The following is an 18,047-nucleotide window of genomic DNA, read 5'->3' on the forward strand; positions in this document are numbered from 1 at the left end:
TATTTATACCCGTTTAGGTCGGGTTCGCACTGGAGACACTCAGACACGCCTTGATGCGATGCCGTCGGCTGTCTTCCAGCAATATACTTATCTCGGGCCGCACGAGCATGTGCTGCAACCGGAGGCTACGGGTGCTTTGCAACAATCCCACTTCGGCCAGGATACGAAACACCACCTGCCCCATCTTCTTTTTTGAGGACTCTGTCCAAGTCTCTATTGCTGGATCCCGCTGCGACCGGTCCTCCAGAAAATCCAGCCACTGATACTGCTCCAGTTTCTCCGCTTGGAGAATAAAGGCATCCCGCACGACGGTTTCTACAAACTCCACTAACAGTAGATTTCGCTCCAACGCTGCCACGAAGGCAACTTGAGTGGCCAACTCCTCGTCGCCATCCCGCAATGCGCGCCAAAACGGCTGATCTAGTCGTTCGAAGCGTTGGCGCAGTGCACGCGCTTGGCGTTTAGCCGAGGCAAGACTACGCTTTTGAAGGCGATTCTCCTCCTGAATGGCTTGCTTCCACTCAGTTTCGTCTGCGCTCTGAAGCAACAATTCAGCTATGATGCGGGACTCTCTTACTAACAATGAGCCGCCAATTAAGTCGCTGTCATATTTGAACTTTTGCATTTACTAACTATTTCTCCGAGCCCGAATATGAGGCTTAGTATGCTACACGATCTTTGTCACATGTTGATATAGAGCACACATCGCAGACGATGCATATCCAGGAATCATCAGCTTTCGATATTGGACCTGGCGAGTCGTTCGCGCAGTAAGGTCGCGGAGAACGTTCAAATGAACACATCAGACGTTACAAGAGAAGAGTTGCATCAAGAGGTATGGGGTGCGCCAATGACTAAGGTTGCCAAGAAGTATGGCGTCTCTTCGAGCTATCTCGCTCGCGTTTGCACGCAGCTGAACGTTCCACGGCCTGAACGCGGGTATTGGTCAAAACTCGCGGCAGGCCATAAAGTGGCAGTGGTTCCGCTTCCAGAGGCCAAGCCTGAACATAGTTTCAGTTGGTGTCGATCAGGCATAGTAGACCCGACGAAAAACGTTATACCTCCTAAACCTTTGCCTACCCGAAAGCGAACTTCACATCGAAAAAAACCGGTAACCAAAGATGAAACTCATTCACTTATCCGGGGTGCTCGCGAGCTGTTTCTAAAGGGAAGAGCAACCGAAAATGGTTATCTCAAACCGCACAAGTGGAATCTCGTGGATGTTATTACATCTCGTGAGGGGCTTGATACGGCGTTGAGAATGGCGAATGCCATATTTTTAGAATTCGAGAATCGTTCATGGATGGTAAAGCTAGAGGCGTTTAATAAACAGTTTCAAAGACCGGAGGTAGATGACAGGCCCGCAGGCGGAAATACCCGATATGGAGTCAGGCACTGGTCCCCCGGACGTTCAACACTCGTTTATCTCGGAACCGTAGCGATTGGCCTAACGCTCATCGAAGATAGTGAGGAGGTTGAAGTTGCGTATGTGAATGGGAAATACGTTCCCACCACTCGCCTTAAGAAGTCTCACAGCGTGCCTAGATGGCCAACCAAACGTGATCTCCCATCAGGCCGTTTTAGACTCCGCGCCTACAGCCCTTATATAAGGACTCAATGGCAGCGCGAATGGTCAATTCGTGAGGGACGGGACTTAACGAAGTTCGCGCAAGAGGTTGCGAGAGAATTGAGAAAGGCGACTTCTGACATTGCTGAGGAATTTGCTGTTGCTACGGAGCAAATCCGCAAGGACAAGCAGGCATGGGCTGAGCAGCGTGAAAAATGGCGGATTGAGGAAGACAATAAGCTTAGACGGGAGGCAATGACGAAAAGCACGGAATCACTGGAGGGAATGATTTCCGACTGGGGGCGTGCCAAGACAATCCACCAATTCTTTGACGAGCTGGAGGACGCGATCGCTCTCTCTCCTGAAGAAGACAAAGCTCTTCTGTATGACCGATTGCGTTCAGCAAGGGGTTTGACGCGAATTCCCAACGTGTTGGAGGTCCTGAAAGCCTGGAAGACTCCAAAAGAAATCTACAACGAGAAGAAAAAGCCCAGTTGACCGAACAATAGTGGATACATGACTATCACAATGAGTCGGTCCTCCAGTAAATAATTCGAAGCTTGTTAGTGACTTGGAAGGGTTTCTTCCAGTACCCTTATAGATATATTTTTTAGTTTGCTAACCATCTTGGCCGGGCGATCAAATTCTTCACAACTCACAAAATCTACTAATGCTGCACTTACTCAATAACTTAAGCCTCGCCGTTGGCTATCTGGCACGGTTCCTTTCTATCGGCATATTTTCTATCGTTACTGCCGTAGTCGCTGTATCAAGCTATGTGCTTCTGGTTTCAGCGACTTTTGAATACAGTTACGGGCAAGATGATCTTGCTCTGGCTGATTTGATCGTTCTGGCGCTGCTTGCCATGGCCACGTGGCGTTACTTCCATCGCGGGAAACAAAGCCAGACCACACTTTGGCCCCTTCTGAAAAGATTCGCCTTCACACTTACCTTTATTACATTGGTCCTGCTTTCGGTAGTGGGAATTTTCGCCTCTATTGCACTCGTAGAACCCGAATTGGCAAGTGAGCATTTAGCCGGGGGAGCGGATGATCTGCTGCTTTATGGAATTTTCTGCGCCTTCATTATCGCGATTTATGGTGCTACGCCCTTACCTCCGCTGTCTTTTCAAACTGATGTGGCAGGCAAACAATTCCCTGGCCGAAAAGACGATAGACACGTAGGTAACAGTTCAGAACCAGAGCCACCCACTCTAGACCCTTCAGCCGAAAATCAAGTGTAAGGACGCAATGTGAATTTAATATCCATAATTCTGGGCTTATCGATCCTGGCCGCTTCCCAATCCCTTTTCGCCAAGGAAGGGCCATTCGAATACAAGGATGCCAGTCTGCTGGTCCAATCATGCCAGGAAGCAGTGGACGTATTTTCATCGCATGAGAAAACAGGCTACATGGCGGCTTACAGGACATCCCTTTCCGAGGCGCTCAGGGCTGGTTACTGCATCGGCGTTCTTGAGCAGTTTGCCGATGCTTACGATCAATATTGCGTGGGAAATGCAGACTGGTTCGAAAATGCAAAGCGCATTGCATCATTGAATTTAACAGCACGTGAAGCAGTTACAACATCAACAATGGACATTCTTGAAGAGTATGTCTGTGGATACTGAGGGGCTCACCGTCCCGGAGGCAATTCGGAAACTCTTTGGCGTTGATGTGGCGAAAGAAAGCCACTTACTTAAAGACAAGGCCACGTCTTTCGTCCGCAATGGACTGATCGCCGTACGAAAAGAGCAAAAGGTCCATCGGCCTGCTGTCTATTTGGAGAGTGGCCAGGGCGTCACCCTTCACAATGCTCTGGTTTTGAATGCGGTGTTTCCAAATCCCAAAGACGTCAAACGAATCTTTGAGGATGACCAATACCGCAATGAGTGCGCCAATGTTGTTAAGAGTTTGCTGACCAATCGGGAATCGGTCGTGGGCCAAGCCCTTCAATCCGGGGCCTCAGATCAGATGGTCGCACTCCTTGCGGATACCGAACGAAATTTGCGAGAAGAACCCATCCCTAACCCTTTTAAGGTCCTGCCCCAGGTAGCTCTTGGGGAAAACACCACCCTTCTCCACGTCCTCCTCGTTCAGGCTGCCTCGTTGGAACCTACAGATTCGTTTCTCCTCGCCTATCTAAACGGAGACTGGGACGCCGCCCAAGAGCTATCCTCTCAGCTATCTTCCGGCAGCGCTGAGTTGCTCGCCCTCAAAACCGAAGTAGATCGGAAGCTGACAGAAGCTCGTGAGTTCAGTGAGTTACTAAGTTTTTTCCGAAAAAGATAGAAATTTTCCTCACAGCGGTTGGTAGTGCATTGCACTGATTGATTCTGATCACCGGGCAAAAAAGCCCCTTTGATCTAACCAATCGCTTTGAGGAAAAATATTATGAAGGTCAAATTTGTCGGTGCTATCGATGGCGTAACGGGTTCTTGTTCTTGGCTCAAACATGAAGCTTCAGGCACCCAACTGTTAGTGGACTGCGGGATGCACCAAGGGACCCACGACACACAATTCAAAAATTACGAGAAATTCCCTTTCTGCCCTTCTGAGATCAAGTATGTCCTGCTGACCCACGCCCATATTGATCACTGCGGACTCCTACCCCGCCTAGTCAAAGAAGGTTTTCGGGGACATGTGTACTGCACCTCAGCAACGCGGGATGTCGCAAAACTGCTTCTAGAGGATTCAGCGCGACAGCAGGAGGACTACTCTCAACAGCACGTTGATCAGATTAAATGGCACGCCATCGACCGGCACAACTTTGCATGGAAAGACATGCTGCGGCTATCGGATGGGCTCAGCGTCAACTTTTTGCGCAGCAGCCACGTTCTGGGTGCCGCCATGGTTTCGGTTGCCTGGCAGACAAACGATAAAAACGAGAGCGGTCAGCCGGTTCTGAAAAGTATTTGTTTCAGTGGGGACATTGGGTGCCAAGACAAAACCAATTGCTACCTGCCCCTTATGAAAGACGGTTTTGAACCTTTTCCGAACGCCGACTACCTGGTCGTAGAGTCGACCTATGGCGCAACAGTCCGTGAGGAGGCCTACAAACTCGCCCAAAATAGATTGGCTTCACTATCCGCTGTTGTTGAAGGAACGATCTTCAGCAAAGGGGGGAAAGTCTTCATTCCAACTTTCTCGTTTCACCGGGCTCAGGAGCTTATCGCAGATATTATCTGGCTGGCCGAGAATGAGGCTTGCGAGGATGAGCCGATATTTTGCGACGGCAGACCATTGCGAGTCGCTTTGCACAGCTCTCTGGCAATAAAGTTGTGCAACGTTTATGGGCAACACTTGAATGCCCGTGTCTCATCTGGAAAGTACCAATATTTAAACAATGAGCTTCCAGAGCGGATTTGCATGACGGGCGATCAGCTTTCCAAGATATTCTCTGATTTGGGTTCAGGCCGAAAAGTCACGCTACCCGGTTTGGAAATTGTTCCAGTAACAGGAGGCGGCAAAGACGGAAGTCGGGCGAGAGATTGGGCTGACGTCATAATCGCCAGCTCAGGCATGTGCGACCACGGACCGGCAAAGCACTATTTGAAACGACTTGGCAGGGATCCCAAAAACACTGTGGTCACAACAGGTTTTATGTCGGCAAGCTCAGCTGGCAAAAAATTTGTTTCAAATGCCCTGGACCCTGAAAGTGACCACACCGGTGCCGAAGTCATCGAAATGTCACACTACTATTCTGCTCACGGAGACCAAGCAAAGCTTCTTGATCACATATTTAACCTAGAAGGCCTTACAGACAAGATGCGGGAAACCATCGTTTTCATAAACCATGGTGAGACTAGTCGGAAGTCAGTGTTTGAGGAGTCAATCCGGAATCGTGCTTCGCTGCGGAAACATGGTGATCGGCGAATTGCCGACGTTCAGATTGCAGACGGGAAATGGTTTAACCTCGACTCAGGTTGCTATGAAGATGGTCCAAACCCAGAAGATGAGTTGAGAGACGCGATGGTTGAAAAGGGACTGAGCGCAGAGGATGTAAAAAAATTGATCGAGCAGCTTTCATAGCGGACGAGTATGAAGCAAACTTGCGTTAAACTCGTATTTTAATTGGTGTTTTAAGTGAGTGGCTAAGCCTTTGGCCACTCACCTCTCTGCCGAACACAAGGACGGAATCATGACGGCTGCACCAGAGCCATCCAACCTCGATAACAGGGTCGAGCCTTTTTTTGTCGACGAAAATGCCAACTTCTTTCGCCCATTGGTGGGGCGCTATCGCGAAGTCGTGGTTTCGTGCCTTCGTGAATTGTATTCCCGGCTATACAGCTGGGATGCTGACTACAACGTGCACCTCAACCGAGAAGACGTCCTGACCATTTTTCAAGGTGCGATAAGCCGTACAGCGATACTTGAGAGCGATCCGGATATGGATACTCCTGATGAGATAGACGACCACCTTTCTGTTCAGGATCGGGCCGCAAAAGTATTAAGAAGACTGATGGAGTGCGGATGGATCACCGATTATATGGATTCGGTGACTATGCGGAAGTCCTATCAGCTATCCCCCACAGGTAGGCGCTTTTGTGCTCCCTTTGTTCGAGATTTTGAGGAGTTACTGCCGCAAACCAAGAATACCCGAACCACCCTTTCTCTACTAAATAACTTCTATAATTCCGTCCTGACGGACAAACCAAATCCTCAGGATCTGTTGTTCGCTGTCCATAGCTCAAGCAAGGTAGTCATTGACCTCAATAGCCTGATTGAAGAGTTGGACGAGAAAAAGCGCTACCTCATTAAAGTCGTCAATAAAGACCTCGAAGAAGCGAAGCAAGCCGGAGACGACATCATGGGCTATGTCCGTAACCGTCTCGTCCCTGAGCTGCGAACCCGAATTAAAACCGACTCGATCGAACGGTATAAGAGTGAGATCCTCGGCATCATCGACAGGCTCCATGCCCTACCAAATGATAAGAAGGCGCTCATCGAACGAGCCCTTCGCAATGAGACATACAGAGAGCGCCTGCCTGGGAACCCAGCATCAATCCTTTTATGGGCTTTGGATACGATTGACACCTGCCTCAATAAAGCCTGCGAACTCAAGGTTCCTGAGCTTCGACACCAAGCTGACTCTTTCATGCGCCGAATGCAGTTGCTCATAGACCACTTGACCACCATTTCCTACGGAGAGCACGAACACGAGTCGATCTTCAAAGTAGTCAGCGAACTCAAGACTATGGCCGAAGAAGACTTCAACAGCGTCCTCGATGGCAGCCTTAATGATCTTGGGCATGTACGAATGGGGCTTATTAACCCAAGTAAGGTCAGGCTTCCGATTCAACGCGAAAAGCAGTTGATTGACGATACAGTCACGGAGCCCGTCAAGGAAACCGCTGAACAGAAGCGACAGCGATACATCCTGAATGCGCTCGAGAGACTATTCGCAGTGAATACCACCAGGATTCGGGAAAGCGCGATCAAAGAGTTAGCGAATGGGCGAAAACTCAAGGCCAGCGATGTGTTAATTGGCGATGTGGACTCTTTGCTTTTCGTGCTAAACGGTCCGGTAGTTGGCAGCATTGCCAATGAGAAGAACGACTTTATGGTGCACCCAGTTGGTCAGACTTACGAAAATCCCTACCTGATTGCCGATGATTACGAGATTGAATACGTTGGACCCGAGCTAAAGGAGTTTGAGGCGCGCCATGATTGACTACATAGACAAGGAATTGAAGCAGGCCAATGCCGATTTGTCCGACTTCCGGCGCATCGTCAATCGGCTTTTGAACCACCAAGCGATCTACAGACGCCAAAGTCAAGTCGAGGGTGAGGACTACGATTTATACCTCCGGCTCGAAGCACTCGTTCGAGACTACCTTGGTGTTTTAGGTTTCACCCTCGTTCATCATTCGAGCCAACGCTATGTGGTCTGCTACCCACCAGGAGCTGAAATTCCCGGCGTCTATAACGACGATACCGAGCAGCATCATTACCAGCAAACTCTTAGACGTAATGAGAAAATAATGCTCATTACGGCGCGCTACCTTTTCGAGGAGCTTCTGAGGGAAGGGAAAGTGAGCGATGAGGGCGTGGCGTTTATTGACCTGGAAAAGTTAAGCCACACCTTTGCAATGATCGCCAAGCAGCCACTGGACAAGGAAAGTGAACGCGAGGAATTACTGAAGTTTCTGAAGCGTTTGCGTATTGCTGAATACAAAGACGCTTCTGAACCTGATGCCTATATCGGTATTAGGAGCACCATTCTTTGCTACACGCTAAATTCGGTGCTAGATGAAGTCAATCGACTGCTAGGTGTCACTGTGGATCAAGAGGAAGTCTATAGCGTTCCGGATGATTTCTCTCTTGAGATGACCGACGACGAGGATGTCGAAGGATGAAACTGCATAAAATTGGACTTATAAACTGGGCTAATCTGCCAATCGGAGAATACGAGTTCGACCCCCAACTCAACCTGATTACGGGGCACTCTGCGGCTGGAAAGACCACCATTGTAGACGCTGTTCAAACGGTTATGACAGCTGCGAAACGCGGTCTGTTCCAGTACAACCCCGGTCAGGACGAGACGAAGCAGCACAGCCAGAAAAAAGAGACGCGATCGCTCGCTTCTTACGTTCTCGGTTGTGACGACGGTCGATACGCGAGACCTGATGGAGCTTTCTGTCATTTGATTGCAGTTTTTCGCCCGGATGCCCCCGGAGAAAGAACGGAGGTTCTCACAGCGATTGTCAGTGTCAGCGCCCGGTTGGAGAAGTCCGGGGCCAAGCTGGCTGCCAAGGAGGATGTCCAGAGTTTTGCGTTGGTGAAGGGTGAAGCCCTTTCTTGCGACCACTTCATGGTTTCAGAAGGCAGCCGAAAAACCGTAGTTGCCCCCGAGCGGGTTAAGGAACACTTCAAGAAATATTACCCAGATATCGGCGTCCAAGTTTGTTCAGGCAAAGAAGACTATCTGGTGCATTTGTATGGGGCGCTTCAGGGCAAGGAAGTCTGCAACCGAACAGAAGCTAAGGCTTCCGCGAAGCAGATTTCTAAGTTCATGGCCTACAAGCCGATGGACACGGGCCTCGATGAGTTTGTTCGTGAGGAGGTTCTGGAAGAGAGCGACATGAGCAAGGATGTTCAGAGAGTCGCCAGTATGATGAAGTCGATTTATGAGATGGAGCAGGAAGCTCATTTGATCCATGAAGCAGTAGCCGATTTGGAATCCATGCATTCCGCCTCCAGCTCACTGATAAAGCATCGAATCAAGGAAAGCTTGCACCGCTACGAAAGCCAAAAACGTGAAGAAGTCCGTTTGCAGCGTGAGTATATTGGGCACACGACGACGCGGAAAGAAAAGCTTCAACAGCAAGAAGAAGCTCGACAGAACGCTAGTGAGTTGCGGTTAGAGTCTGAGCAACTGACTGAAAAGCTCATTACCCTGAGGGCCCGAGCGAGAGGTATAGATGTTCTTCGCGAAAAAGAACGTCTTGAGCAATTACTCGATGACTTGCAGTCACGTCTCACAACGCTCACCAGCGCTGTCATACAGGCTGACCAAGTTCGACATCAGCAACGGAAAATTGCCGACGCAGGGTTGCAGGCGTTGAGTTTGCCGGGTGCCAAATCACCTTCCGGCGACCCTCAGCGATGGCAGGCTGTATTTTCCAGTGCCATCGAAAAGGACAGCTGGGATCAAACTACGGTGCAACAGTGGCTTCAAGAAAGCAGTCTAGATGACATAGCAACAGCGAAGACTGCCGGTCGGCAAACCGATGCCGCATACTCTGAAATGGCGATGCTCCTTCAGTCCGCGAAGGATGACATTGACCAAACCTTCTACGACATCCGCACTCGAAAGCGCGCTCTTGATGAGGAGGCAAAGACCCTTAACACTGAAATCGACAGACTGGAGACCGCAGGGCAAATCACCCTTCCCCGTCATGTCGAAGCTATGGTTAAACTCATTCAGCGGGAGCTGCCCCTCGCCAACGCCAGTGTACTCTGTGACCATGTTGAAGTCCGGGACCCAGAATGGCAGCTCGCGATCGAAGGTTTCTTGGGCAACAACCGCTTCGTTATCTTGGTTGATGAAGAGTATGAGCGCGAAGCCTTATCGCTCGTAAAACGTGAAGCCGATGCTCTGTCGAAACGAAATATTCAGTCATCGAACGCGATCATCCAAGGTAGAAAGGCCCGGCGTGACAGCGAGGGGCGTAATCCCCCTGCTGATTCTATTTTCCACCTCCTTGAGTTCTCCCATCCCACAGCCGAAGCCTACGTCAAAGGCAGCGTTGGCAATGTTGTGACGGTGACCGATGACAAGATTTTGACCCAGACGCCTCGAGGCTTGACTAAGGACGGCAAAGCTTCTGGGGCCTACAAAATGTTCACCGTAAGGATGAGCGATGAAGAACTGGTATTTGGGCAGAACGCCAAACAACTAGCCCTTCAGGCAAAGAAGAAACGCCTAGAGGTTTTGAAAGAAGAACAGACGGATGTCGACCGCCTGAATCGTAATGCCTCATTCTGGCGAACTGCCCTAGAAGACTGCCGCTCACCGCAGATCGAGTCCTCATTGCAGAATTTGGAGAACGCTCTAAAGGAACAGCTTCGTGTTAAAGGCGAACTCGACGCTTTGGATCTGTCCGACGCACAAGAGCTGGAAAACGAGATTCAGCAGACCAGCAATGAGAGCAACAGAGTTAATCGAAAACTCGAAGAAGAATCTAATCGGGAAGCTGTTTTAAACAGTGATTGCGAAAAGCTTCTCAGTGTTATCGATTACGTAAGTGATCAAAAAGAGCAAGCCAGTTCAGCGGTTGAGCGCGAAGAGGAATCAATAAGGCGAATGGTGAAGCATTGGCCCGCCATCGATGTGGATGAGGAGTTAGAGACTATCGATAAGGCCGCCACGGATGATGCGGAACTGCTGTTCCACTTCGAAACGCCTTACTTCAAGCGGATCATTCAGGCTACACGGGCCCTTCAAGATGCTTCGCGTGATTTTAACCTGAAAAAGGTCCGTCAGCGCGTTGTGGATGTTTCAGGGTATTTTTCAGCGAGCACGGATGAAGATGACATTGAGAGCGTTATCCATGAATTCGTCCTGCTGACTGATCTGTATCGGCAGGTGGACTCTTTGCTCTCCCAATTCCGTAACGACATCCTGGCAAAACACAAACACGATCTTGCCAACATGTCCAACGAGTTCCAGGATATCTTTGTCAACGAAATATGCTACAAGATGGTCAACTTCATTCGGGACGGAAAGAGTCGTCTCGATATGCTGAACCGGCGGCTCCAGCACATTAAGTTCGGTGACGACCGCTACAAATTCACTTCCGAAATGGTCCCTCAGTACGGCGATTATTTGCGTTTTTTCAAAGAAGTTACCGAGTCTGACTTTAATGATGTCCTGCTCATGGAAAGTGATCTTACCGACGAGAGCAAACAGATTTTTGAGCGGATTCGAAACTTACTGATCAGTGACGAGCTAGACCGATCCCTGATAGAGCTGAACCGAATTACCGACTACAGAAATTATCGGTCATACGACATTCTGAAGATTATCGACGACACGGAAATCTCCCTGAAAAGCTATGGAACGGGATCCGGTGCACAGATGGAGACGCCCAGCTACGTCATCAAAGCGGCTGCGCTTAGTTCGGCGTTGAAGTTCGACCAGCAGGCGCAGAGCTTACGCATGGTTTTGATTGATGAGTCATTCGCCAAACTGGACGACTCCCGATCGAAAAAGGTACTGGATTACCTGTGCACGAGCCTCGGTCTGCAAGTCATTTTCGTCGCTCCGAACAAGAGTGCGTCGATCTACTACGACCAGGTCAACTTGAAGTATGACGTCTCCAAATCTTACGTACCTGAAAAAGTTGGCGAACTAAGCACGCGAGTCTACGTGCACACCGCCTGGCTTAAGAAAGAAGCTATTAACGATTTGTACGACCGAGAAAAGCAGTTCGTCAGCAATCGTGCGGAAAACGGCGAACTTGATTTTTTGGACGAGCTTGAAGAACAAGCTTCGGGTGGCCGTGAATGACTGATCGCCCACCCTGTCTCAAAAACACTTGTGTAAGACGTACGCTCAATCGTTATCTCGATATGTTGGACAAACAGCCTTTCGAGGGACGATCTAAGCGACTTACGGATCGCATTCAGCCAAAGCATTTTCCTGAACTGTTCTCACCACGAGAGCCCGGCGAAGATGACGTCACATGGCATCATCTTACCCAATTAGAAGCACTTGGCATTGTCACGTTTGAGCGAACCCGCACACGTGGTATCGGAAGTGATGCCCCCTGGGAGCACACTCGGATCGTTATAGCCCCTGAAGGCGAACCGCTAATGCGTGATTGGCTGGATCGGCCAGTGGTAGAAGAGGAATCGCTCCGATGGCAAGAGGCGGTCGGCCCATTCAGATATGCATTCGAAGTACCAGAGCTTGTCAGACCAGCCAACCTTGGTAGGCTCACTCAATACAAACCTGCGGCTGTGGTAGAGCGCCTGACAATGATTCCAGAAATGCTGGCCGCTAGTCCCCTAACCCTATATCAGCTGAGTGCTCGATTGTTCTGGGGAGACTCGAAAGCGCTCAAGGGAAAAGAAAGGCTTCTTGACCAGCTGTTTTCGATCCAGGTTACGCAAATGCTCTCGCGCCCTGTGCTCATCGAGGGCACCTATCGTCCTGGCGCTGAAGGTATCCTGCTTGTGGAAAATATGGATACTTTTTTGGCAGCTTCCAACGGACAAATAAAAAGTGCCGAAGACCTCACGATTCTCTATGCGCAGGGATTCAAAGGCACTACCTCTCGAATAAGGACAAAAGGGATGGCCCGGTTTTATTGGTCCGACTCCCCGTTTCCCGAGCCTCAGTGGCTTAATCACTTCCACGAAGCCTGGCTCAGTACTTCTAAATTTCCCGGCCCGATCTACTATTTTGGTGACCTCGACCCCGCTGGTCTGTCCATCTATCGCCAGATGCGCACCACGTTCCCTGAACTTGAACCATGGAAGACCGGGTACGAGGCTTTGGTGAAAGCCCTCAAGGGCGGTCACGGCCATCCCTTGGCTTTGGCGGAAAAGACCAACCAAGGCTCATTGCCAGAAACTGGCTGCACTTGGATGGAGGCACACGTGATTCCCGTTATGAGAGAAACGGGATTGTGCGTTGATCAGGAATTCTTTCTCAATTAACGAGTTCCTCGGCCTTTTCGGGGCTAAAAGGCATTCAATTGAATTCCAACATGGACACATGTGGTAGGAACCACGAAATGAGCGGAACTGGAATTTTTGAGGCTTCTGATAAGCTTGCTTTTGAACTGCAACAGATAATTGATCTGCCGCTCTACGATGATTCATCTAGGGTAAGGGTAAGTGACGTCGCGTGCTCTCTCTCATTGGAACATTGGCATGCCGCACGCTCGCTCCTCCGCGCGGGACGGCTACCGTCGGCGGTAGTTATTCATCGCGCGCAGTTTGAAGCGTTAACGCGCTCAGCCTGGGTCTTATTCGGGGCATCGAACGAGCAAATTTCAAAACTTACTGCGGATCTCTTTATCGAATCAGAGCAAGTCGCAAAGAATATGCCCCAGATTGCCCAGATGATTAAATCTCTCGAGAGCAACGGGCCCATTCAACTTTACACGGCCCTTGTCCGCTTCAAAGAGAACTGCTGGAAAGCTTTGAATTCTTATGCACATGCTGGCATTCATCCTATCCGAAGACATCACGATGGCTATCCCCTAAAACTGCTTGAAGATGTGCAACGCAACGCGAATGGACTAGCGGTGATCTCATGCATGCAGGCTGTTGTCCTTGGAGGAAAACAGGAGTTACAACGCGATGTCCTCGGCGTGGCGGCCAAATACCCGATGTGTATGCCACCTGAGCTATAGGATGGCAACGGTAATATCTCGAGACCTTTAGCCGTTCTGAGAGTTTCCGGCTCCGAGTATCCAGAGCGCAATCATGGTGTGCTCGGTAGAACGAATGATGAGCAGCTAAGATTCAGATCGGATAGGCTTTCGCCCGATCAGACAGCAAAGGTAGATACCAAAACTGAGCCCACTGTCGTACCACCCATACAGAGCGAGGACTAATACGCCTTGGTGGGATGATGGCAGGAAAACGCTAGAAACCTCAGGAGCCCTCATCTACATTGATCAGACTATTTCGCAAGGAGGCGCATATCCATGGCCGTTATTAGGCATTTGGCAATCGAAAACTTTCGCTCTATAAAGCAAACCCAGTGGTACCCAAAGCCTGGACTCAACTGTTTGATTGGGCCGGGAGATGTAGGTAAATCCACGCTCCTTGATGCGATAGACCTGGCTTTAGGGGCAAGGCGTTCTTTTCAGTTCAACGACGCCGACTTCTATTTAATGAATACAGACCACCCAATCACGATCAGCGTGACCTTGGGTGATCTGAGTGAGGATCTCAAAAACCTAGAGGCTTATGGCCATTTTTTCCGTGGCTTTAACCAAGCCAATAAGGAAATCCATGACGAGCCGGGGCCTGATGATGAAACGGTTATAACTTTGCAATTGATCGTCCGCGAGGACCTTGATCCAGAGTGGCTACTCTACTCCGAGCGGGCTTTTGAATTTGGAATTGAAAAGCGCTTGCAATGGAAGCATCGGGAAATCATCTCACCAACGAGACTTGGAGCAATAACGCATCACCATCTCGCTTGGGGCAATCGCTCGATACTTCACAGACTCACCGAAGATACTTTTGATATCTCGTCATCACTTGCTCAGTTAAATCGTCAAACTCGTCAAAATTTTGCAGAGCAACCACTGCCAGAACTCGCAGGCCTGTTAGCGCAAGTCCGCTCAATTGCGAACAATTTGGGTGTTCCAGTGGGAGACTTGAAAGCTCTCTTGGACGTGAAGGGTGTTTCACTTTCGAACGGAGCTATCAGCCTTCACAATAGCGATAACACCCCATTACGGCAGATGGGTACGGGATCGTCCCGGCTCCTAATCAGCGGCTTACAGAAAGTAGCAAGCACGTCACAAATCACTATCGTGGACGAAGCAGAATATGGACTTGAGCCCTATCGAATTACCCGCCTTTTGCACGAGCTTGGCGCGAAGGAAAACAATCCCGTGCAGCAGGTATTCATAACCACCCACTCCCCATATGTGCTCCGAGAGCTTCAAGCGGCACAACTACATGTACTCAGGAAGCCTACGGTTAATCCTTTCGCACCACCTCTTCCGTTTTCTCATACCATCCATGCCTTGAATGGCGGTGATAATGAGCAGGCCACACTCCGAGCCTGTGCCGAGGCTTTTTTCAGTAAAGCAGCCATTGTGGGTGAAGGGAGCACCGAAGTTGGCGTTGTTAGAGGGCTTGATGTCTTTTACAAAGACAATGCAGCCCCTGGATTTCAAGACAGGGGCGTGGCGTGGGCAGATGGTGGTGGTGGTGACAACTACTTTAAGCGCGCTGAGGTATTCTCGAAACTTGGGTATCCCACTGCGCTTTTCAAAGACTCAGACATAGCAACACCCGCCCATCAACAACAAACTGATTACTGCCGGAATCAAGGTGTCACGATATTTGAGTGGGGTCACAATTATTCAACTGAAAGCGCTACGCTCTTCGGATGCCCGCTAACCGCTATTCCATCTATTGTTCAACTAGCGGCAACTTTGAACGGCACACAAGAAGTTGAACAGCACATTCTCAATTGCTCCGACAATCAACTGACATTCCTCTCCTGCACGAATCAGCCCAACGATGCGATGCGTCAACCACTCGCTAACGCCGCCAACAAATACAAATGGTTTAAGAACATCGCGAAAGCAGAGGAGTTGGCACGCAAAATTATCGGTCCCGAGTTTCCGAACTTTCATGAGAATTATCGCCACATAATAAGCCAGCTATACTTATGGGCCGGGCAAAATGGTGACCAAAGATGAGTGTGGAGGCGGTACTTCATTCGCAAAGGGGCCTTATCGTTGCGCCAGCTGGATGCGGTAAAACCCATTTGATAACCGACACCCTTGGCGTCTCTCCAAATAAGCCGTACTTGGTACTGACACATACAACTGCGGGGGTTGCAGCGCTGAAACAAAGGCTCAGACGACTATCAGTGCCGCCGCAGAATTATGTAGTGACGACTATTGATGGGTGGGCGCTAAGATTTGCCAACTACTTCCCTGGCTTGTGCCCTATTCGCTCCAAACCGGAGCAAGGTAATGCTTTCTATCCAGAGCTGAGAAGAACCGTTCTAAATGCCCTTCGCGCGGGTCAAATTACCGAAATTATTCACGCATCCTATTCTCGCCTCCTGGTGGACGAGTACCAGGATTGTAATGTGGATCAGCATCAACTAATCCAGGAACTTTCCACCACACTACCGTCTGTAGTGTTCGGTGACCCCATGCAGTGCATTTTTAATTTTGGAGGGCCAATGCCCGATTGGACAGAGGCCGTCCAGGGCTACTTTCCGGTGTTGAACACGCTGGATATCCCATGGCGGTGGAATAACTCCGAGACTCCAGAGCTTGGCCAGTGGATACTCCAGTGCAGAGAAATGCTACTTGAAGGCCAGCAGATTGACCTAAACGCCTCCCCGGCCAATGTCCATCACGTTGAACTCACCGGTTCAAAGGCTATCGATAGTCAAAACCAACGCAATGTTCATTATTTAACCCTTCAAGATCACCCTGATGAATCACTTCTGATTATGGGTAACTCCAGAAGCCCACGGTCCAGACATCTCTTTGCACAACAAACAAGAAGTTTAGATGTTGTGGAACCCGTAGAATTGAGTGATGTGATTAAGGCAGCCTCTTCGTTTGACGGCTCAGATGGCAGGCATTTGATTCAACACCTTCTGAACGCAGCCTCCGAAATGATGACGAATGTAGAGGTCGCTAAAACATTGCAAAGACTGGATACGATTCAATCTGGCAGAAATCGAACGCCCCCTAGCCCTCTTGAACACACGCTGATGCGTCTCTCTCAAGACGCTTCTCGAACAGGCCTGATAGAGGCTTTGCAACTCCTGGAAACCAAACCTGGAACGAGAATCTATCGAAAAGTGGCATTCAGCGCCTTGAAGGACTCCTTGTCGCAGGCGGTAACTTGTCCTGAGCAGACGATACGGGAAGCCGCCTCGAAAATTAGAGAGCAAAGGCGGCACGAGGGTGACCGGCGAATCCCTCGAAGGGCCATCGGCTCAACTCTGTTATTGAAAGGATTAGAATGTGACCATGCGCTTATCTTGGACGCTGGGGAAATGAACGCGAAACATTTATATGTCGCCCTCTCCCGAGGGGCCAAATCAGTTACTGTTTTTTCAAGGGGAAGGTTTGTTGGCGGTTAAACGAAGAGTGTGTCATTTGATCATGTAATCCCCCCGAAAAACCGAGGTGCTCAAAAGTAGAATTTTCCGTAAGCTAAACGCAGGGAGATTCTGCATGAAGAAGTCACGTTTTTCCGATAGCCAAATCATGGCGATCTTGAAGCAAGCTGAAAACGGCGTGCCCGTTCCTGAGTTATGCCGCGAGCACGGCATGAGCAGTGCCAGCTTTTATAAATGGCGAGCCAAATTTGGCGGCATGGATACCTCCATGATCAAGCGTATGAAAGAGCTTGAGGATGAGAACCGGCGGCTGAAGAAGATGTATGCCGAAGAACGGCTCAAGTCTGAGTTGCGCAAGGAAGCTCTTGAGGGAAAGTGGTAAAGCCATCTCTCCGTCGCGAGATGGCGCACAAAGCCGTTGCCGCTGCTCGTTGTAGCATTCGCCAAGCCTGCGAGGTCTTCAGTGTCAGTGAGTTCTGCTATCGCTACCGGGCTAAGCTCAGTAGTGAAAATGCCGAGATCGCGGATTTGTTGGTGCGCTTAACCCATAACCAGAGAAACTGGGGGTTCGGTCTGTGTTTTCTGTACCTGCGCAACGTGAAGGGGTATCACTGGAACCACAAACGCGTTTACCGAATCTATCGGGAACTGGAGCTGAACCTGCGTATCAAGCCTCGTAAGCGGCTGGTACGTGAGAGACCCGAGCCATTGTCGGTGCCCACGACCATCAACACCAGCTGGTCCATGGACTTCATGCACGACCAGTTAGAGGATGGCCGAAGTTACCGGCTGTTCAATGTGATTGACGATTACAACCGGGAAGGTCTTGGGATTGAGGTAGACCTGTCACTGCCCTCTAAGCGTGTGATCCGAGCTTTAGACCAGATTATCGAGTGGCGGGGAAAGCCCATGCAAATTCGCTGCGACAATGGCCCAGAATACATCAGTGCTACCTTGTCCGCGTGGGCTAAGAGGCACGATATTACACTGGTCTTTATCCAGCCCGGCAACCCACAGCAGAATGCGTACATCGAGCGTTACAACCGCACTGTGCGTTATGGCTGGCTGGCCCAATACCTGTTCCACTCGGTTGAAGAGATTCAGGAATATGCAACACAGTGGCTATGGACCTACAATAATGAACGGCCCAACATGGCTCTCGGAGGTATCGGCGATTTTCAACCCA

At 50.0% G+C, this 18,047-nt stretch carries 14 protein-coding genes; 13 read left to right on the top strand and 1 reads right to left on the bottom strand.

Annotation, left to right across the window (positions count from 1 at the left end):
- Positions 1-13: 13 nt before the first annotated feature.
- Positions 14-625 (bottom strand): DUF1819 family protein, encoded by a 612-nt coding sequence (locus tag KO508_RS09780; RefSeq protein ID WP_216008136.1) that lies wholly within the window; start codon positions 623-625, stop codon positions 14-16.
- A gap of 168 nt (positions 626-793) precedes the next feature.
- Between KO508_RS09780 and KO508_RS09785 the strand changes: the two genes are divergently transcribed.
- From KO508_RS09785 to KO508_RS09845, 13 genes are all read left to right on the top strand, one after another.
- Positions 794-2,065: a hypothetical protein gene (locus tag KO508_RS09785; RefSeq protein ID WP_216008137.1), complete on the top strand. Its 1,272-nt coding sequence runs from the start codon at positions 794-796 to the stop codon at positions 2,063-2,065.
- A 172-nt stretch (positions 2,066-2,237) separates the two neighbouring features.
- Positions 2,238-2,810, top strand: coding sequence for a hypothetical protein (locus KO508_RS09790; protein WP_216008138.1), 573 nt, complete (start codon positions 2,238-2,240; stop codon positions 2,808-2,810).
- Positions 2,811-2,819: 9 nt separating this feature from the next.
- A complete protein-coding gene (locus KO508_RS09795; protein ID WP_216008139.1) occupies positions 2,820-3,194 on the top strand; it encodes a hypothetical protein in 375 nt (124 codons plus the stop codon).
- The gene (locus KO508_RS09800) at positions 3,178-3,855 is read left to right on the top strand and encodes a hypothetical protein (protein WP_216008140.1); all 678 of its coding nucleotides are present in this window, start codon (positions 3,178-3,180) and stop codon (positions 3,853-3,855) included. The genes KO508_RS09795 and KO508_RS09800 overlap by 17 nt, the downstream gene beginning before the upstream one ends.
- A gap of 102 nt (positions 3,856-3,957) precedes the next feature.
- Complete coding sequence (locus KO508_RS09805; protein WP_216008141.1) at positions 3,958-5,595, top strand: MBL fold metallo-hydrolase; 1,638 nt, start codon at positions 3,958-3,960, stop codon at positions 5,593-5,595.
- A 109-nt stretch (positions 5,596-5,704) separates the two neighbouring features.
- Positions 5,705-7,237 (top strand): Wadjet anti-phage system protein JetA family protein, encoded by a 1,533-nt coding sequence (locus KO508_RS09810; RefSeq protein ID WP_216008142.1) that lies wholly within the window; start codon positions 5,705-5,707, stop codon positions 7,235-7,237.
- Positions 7,230-7,922 carry a DUF4194 domain-containing protein gene (locus KO508_RS09815; RefSeq protein WP_199480820.1) on the top strand — a complete coding sequence of 231 codons (693 nt, stop codon included), beginning with the start codon at positions 7,230-7,232 and terminating at the stop codon, positions 7,920-7,922. The genes KO508_RS09810 and KO508_RS09815 overlap by 8 nt, the downstream gene beginning before the upstream one ends.
- A complete protein-coding gene (locus tag KO508_RS09820; RefSeq protein ID WP_216008143.1) occupies positions 7,919-11,578 on the top strand; it encodes an SbcC/MukB-like Walker B domain-containing protein in 3,660 nt (1,219 codons plus the stop codon). Before KO508_RS09815 ends, KO508_RS09820 begins: the two co-directional genes overlap by 4 nt.
- Entirely contained in the window at positions 11,575-12,732 is a 1,158-nt protein-coding gene (locus KO508_RS09825; protein WP_216008144.1) for a DUF2220 domain-containing protein, read from the top strand. The genes KO508_RS09820 and KO508_RS09825 overlap by 4 nt, the downstream gene beginning before the upstream one ends.
- 77 nt (positions 12,733-12,809) lie before the next feature.
- Positions 12,810-13,433, top strand: coding sequence for a DUF6988 family protein (locus KO508_RS09830; RefSeq protein WP_216008145.1), 624 nt, complete (start codon positions 12,810-12,812; stop codon positions 13,431-13,433).
- Positions 13,434-13,730: 297 nt separating this feature from the next.
- On the top strand, positions 13,731-15,470 hold the full coding sequence (locus tag KO508_RS09835) for an ATP-dependent nuclease (protein WP_216008146.1): 1,740 nt from the start codon (positions 13,731-13,733) through the stop codon (positions 15,468-15,470).
- Entirely contained in the window at positions 15,467-16,882 is a 1,416-nt protein-coding gene (locus KO508_RS09840; protein WP_216008147.1) for a UvrD-helicase domain-containing protein, read from the top strand. The genes KO508_RS09835 and KO508_RS09840 overlap by 4 nt, the downstream gene beginning before the upstream one ends.
- Before the next feature lie 94 nt (positions 16,883-16,976).
- A protein-coding gene (locus KO508_RS09845) for an IS3 family transposase (RefSeq protein WP_216008148.1) occupies positions 16,977-18,047 on the top strand; the annotation gives its coding sequence in 2 pieces (ribosomal slippage) (positions 16,977-17,232 and positions 17,232-18,047; 1,072 coding nt annotated over the 2 pieces). This gene is flagged as partial in the annotation.

Source organism: Marinobacter salexigens, from assembly GCF_018860765.1.
GTDB classification, from domain to species: Bacteria; Pseudomonadota; Gammaproteobacteria; order Pseudomonadales; family Oleiphilaceae; genus Marinobacter; species Marinobacter salexigens_A.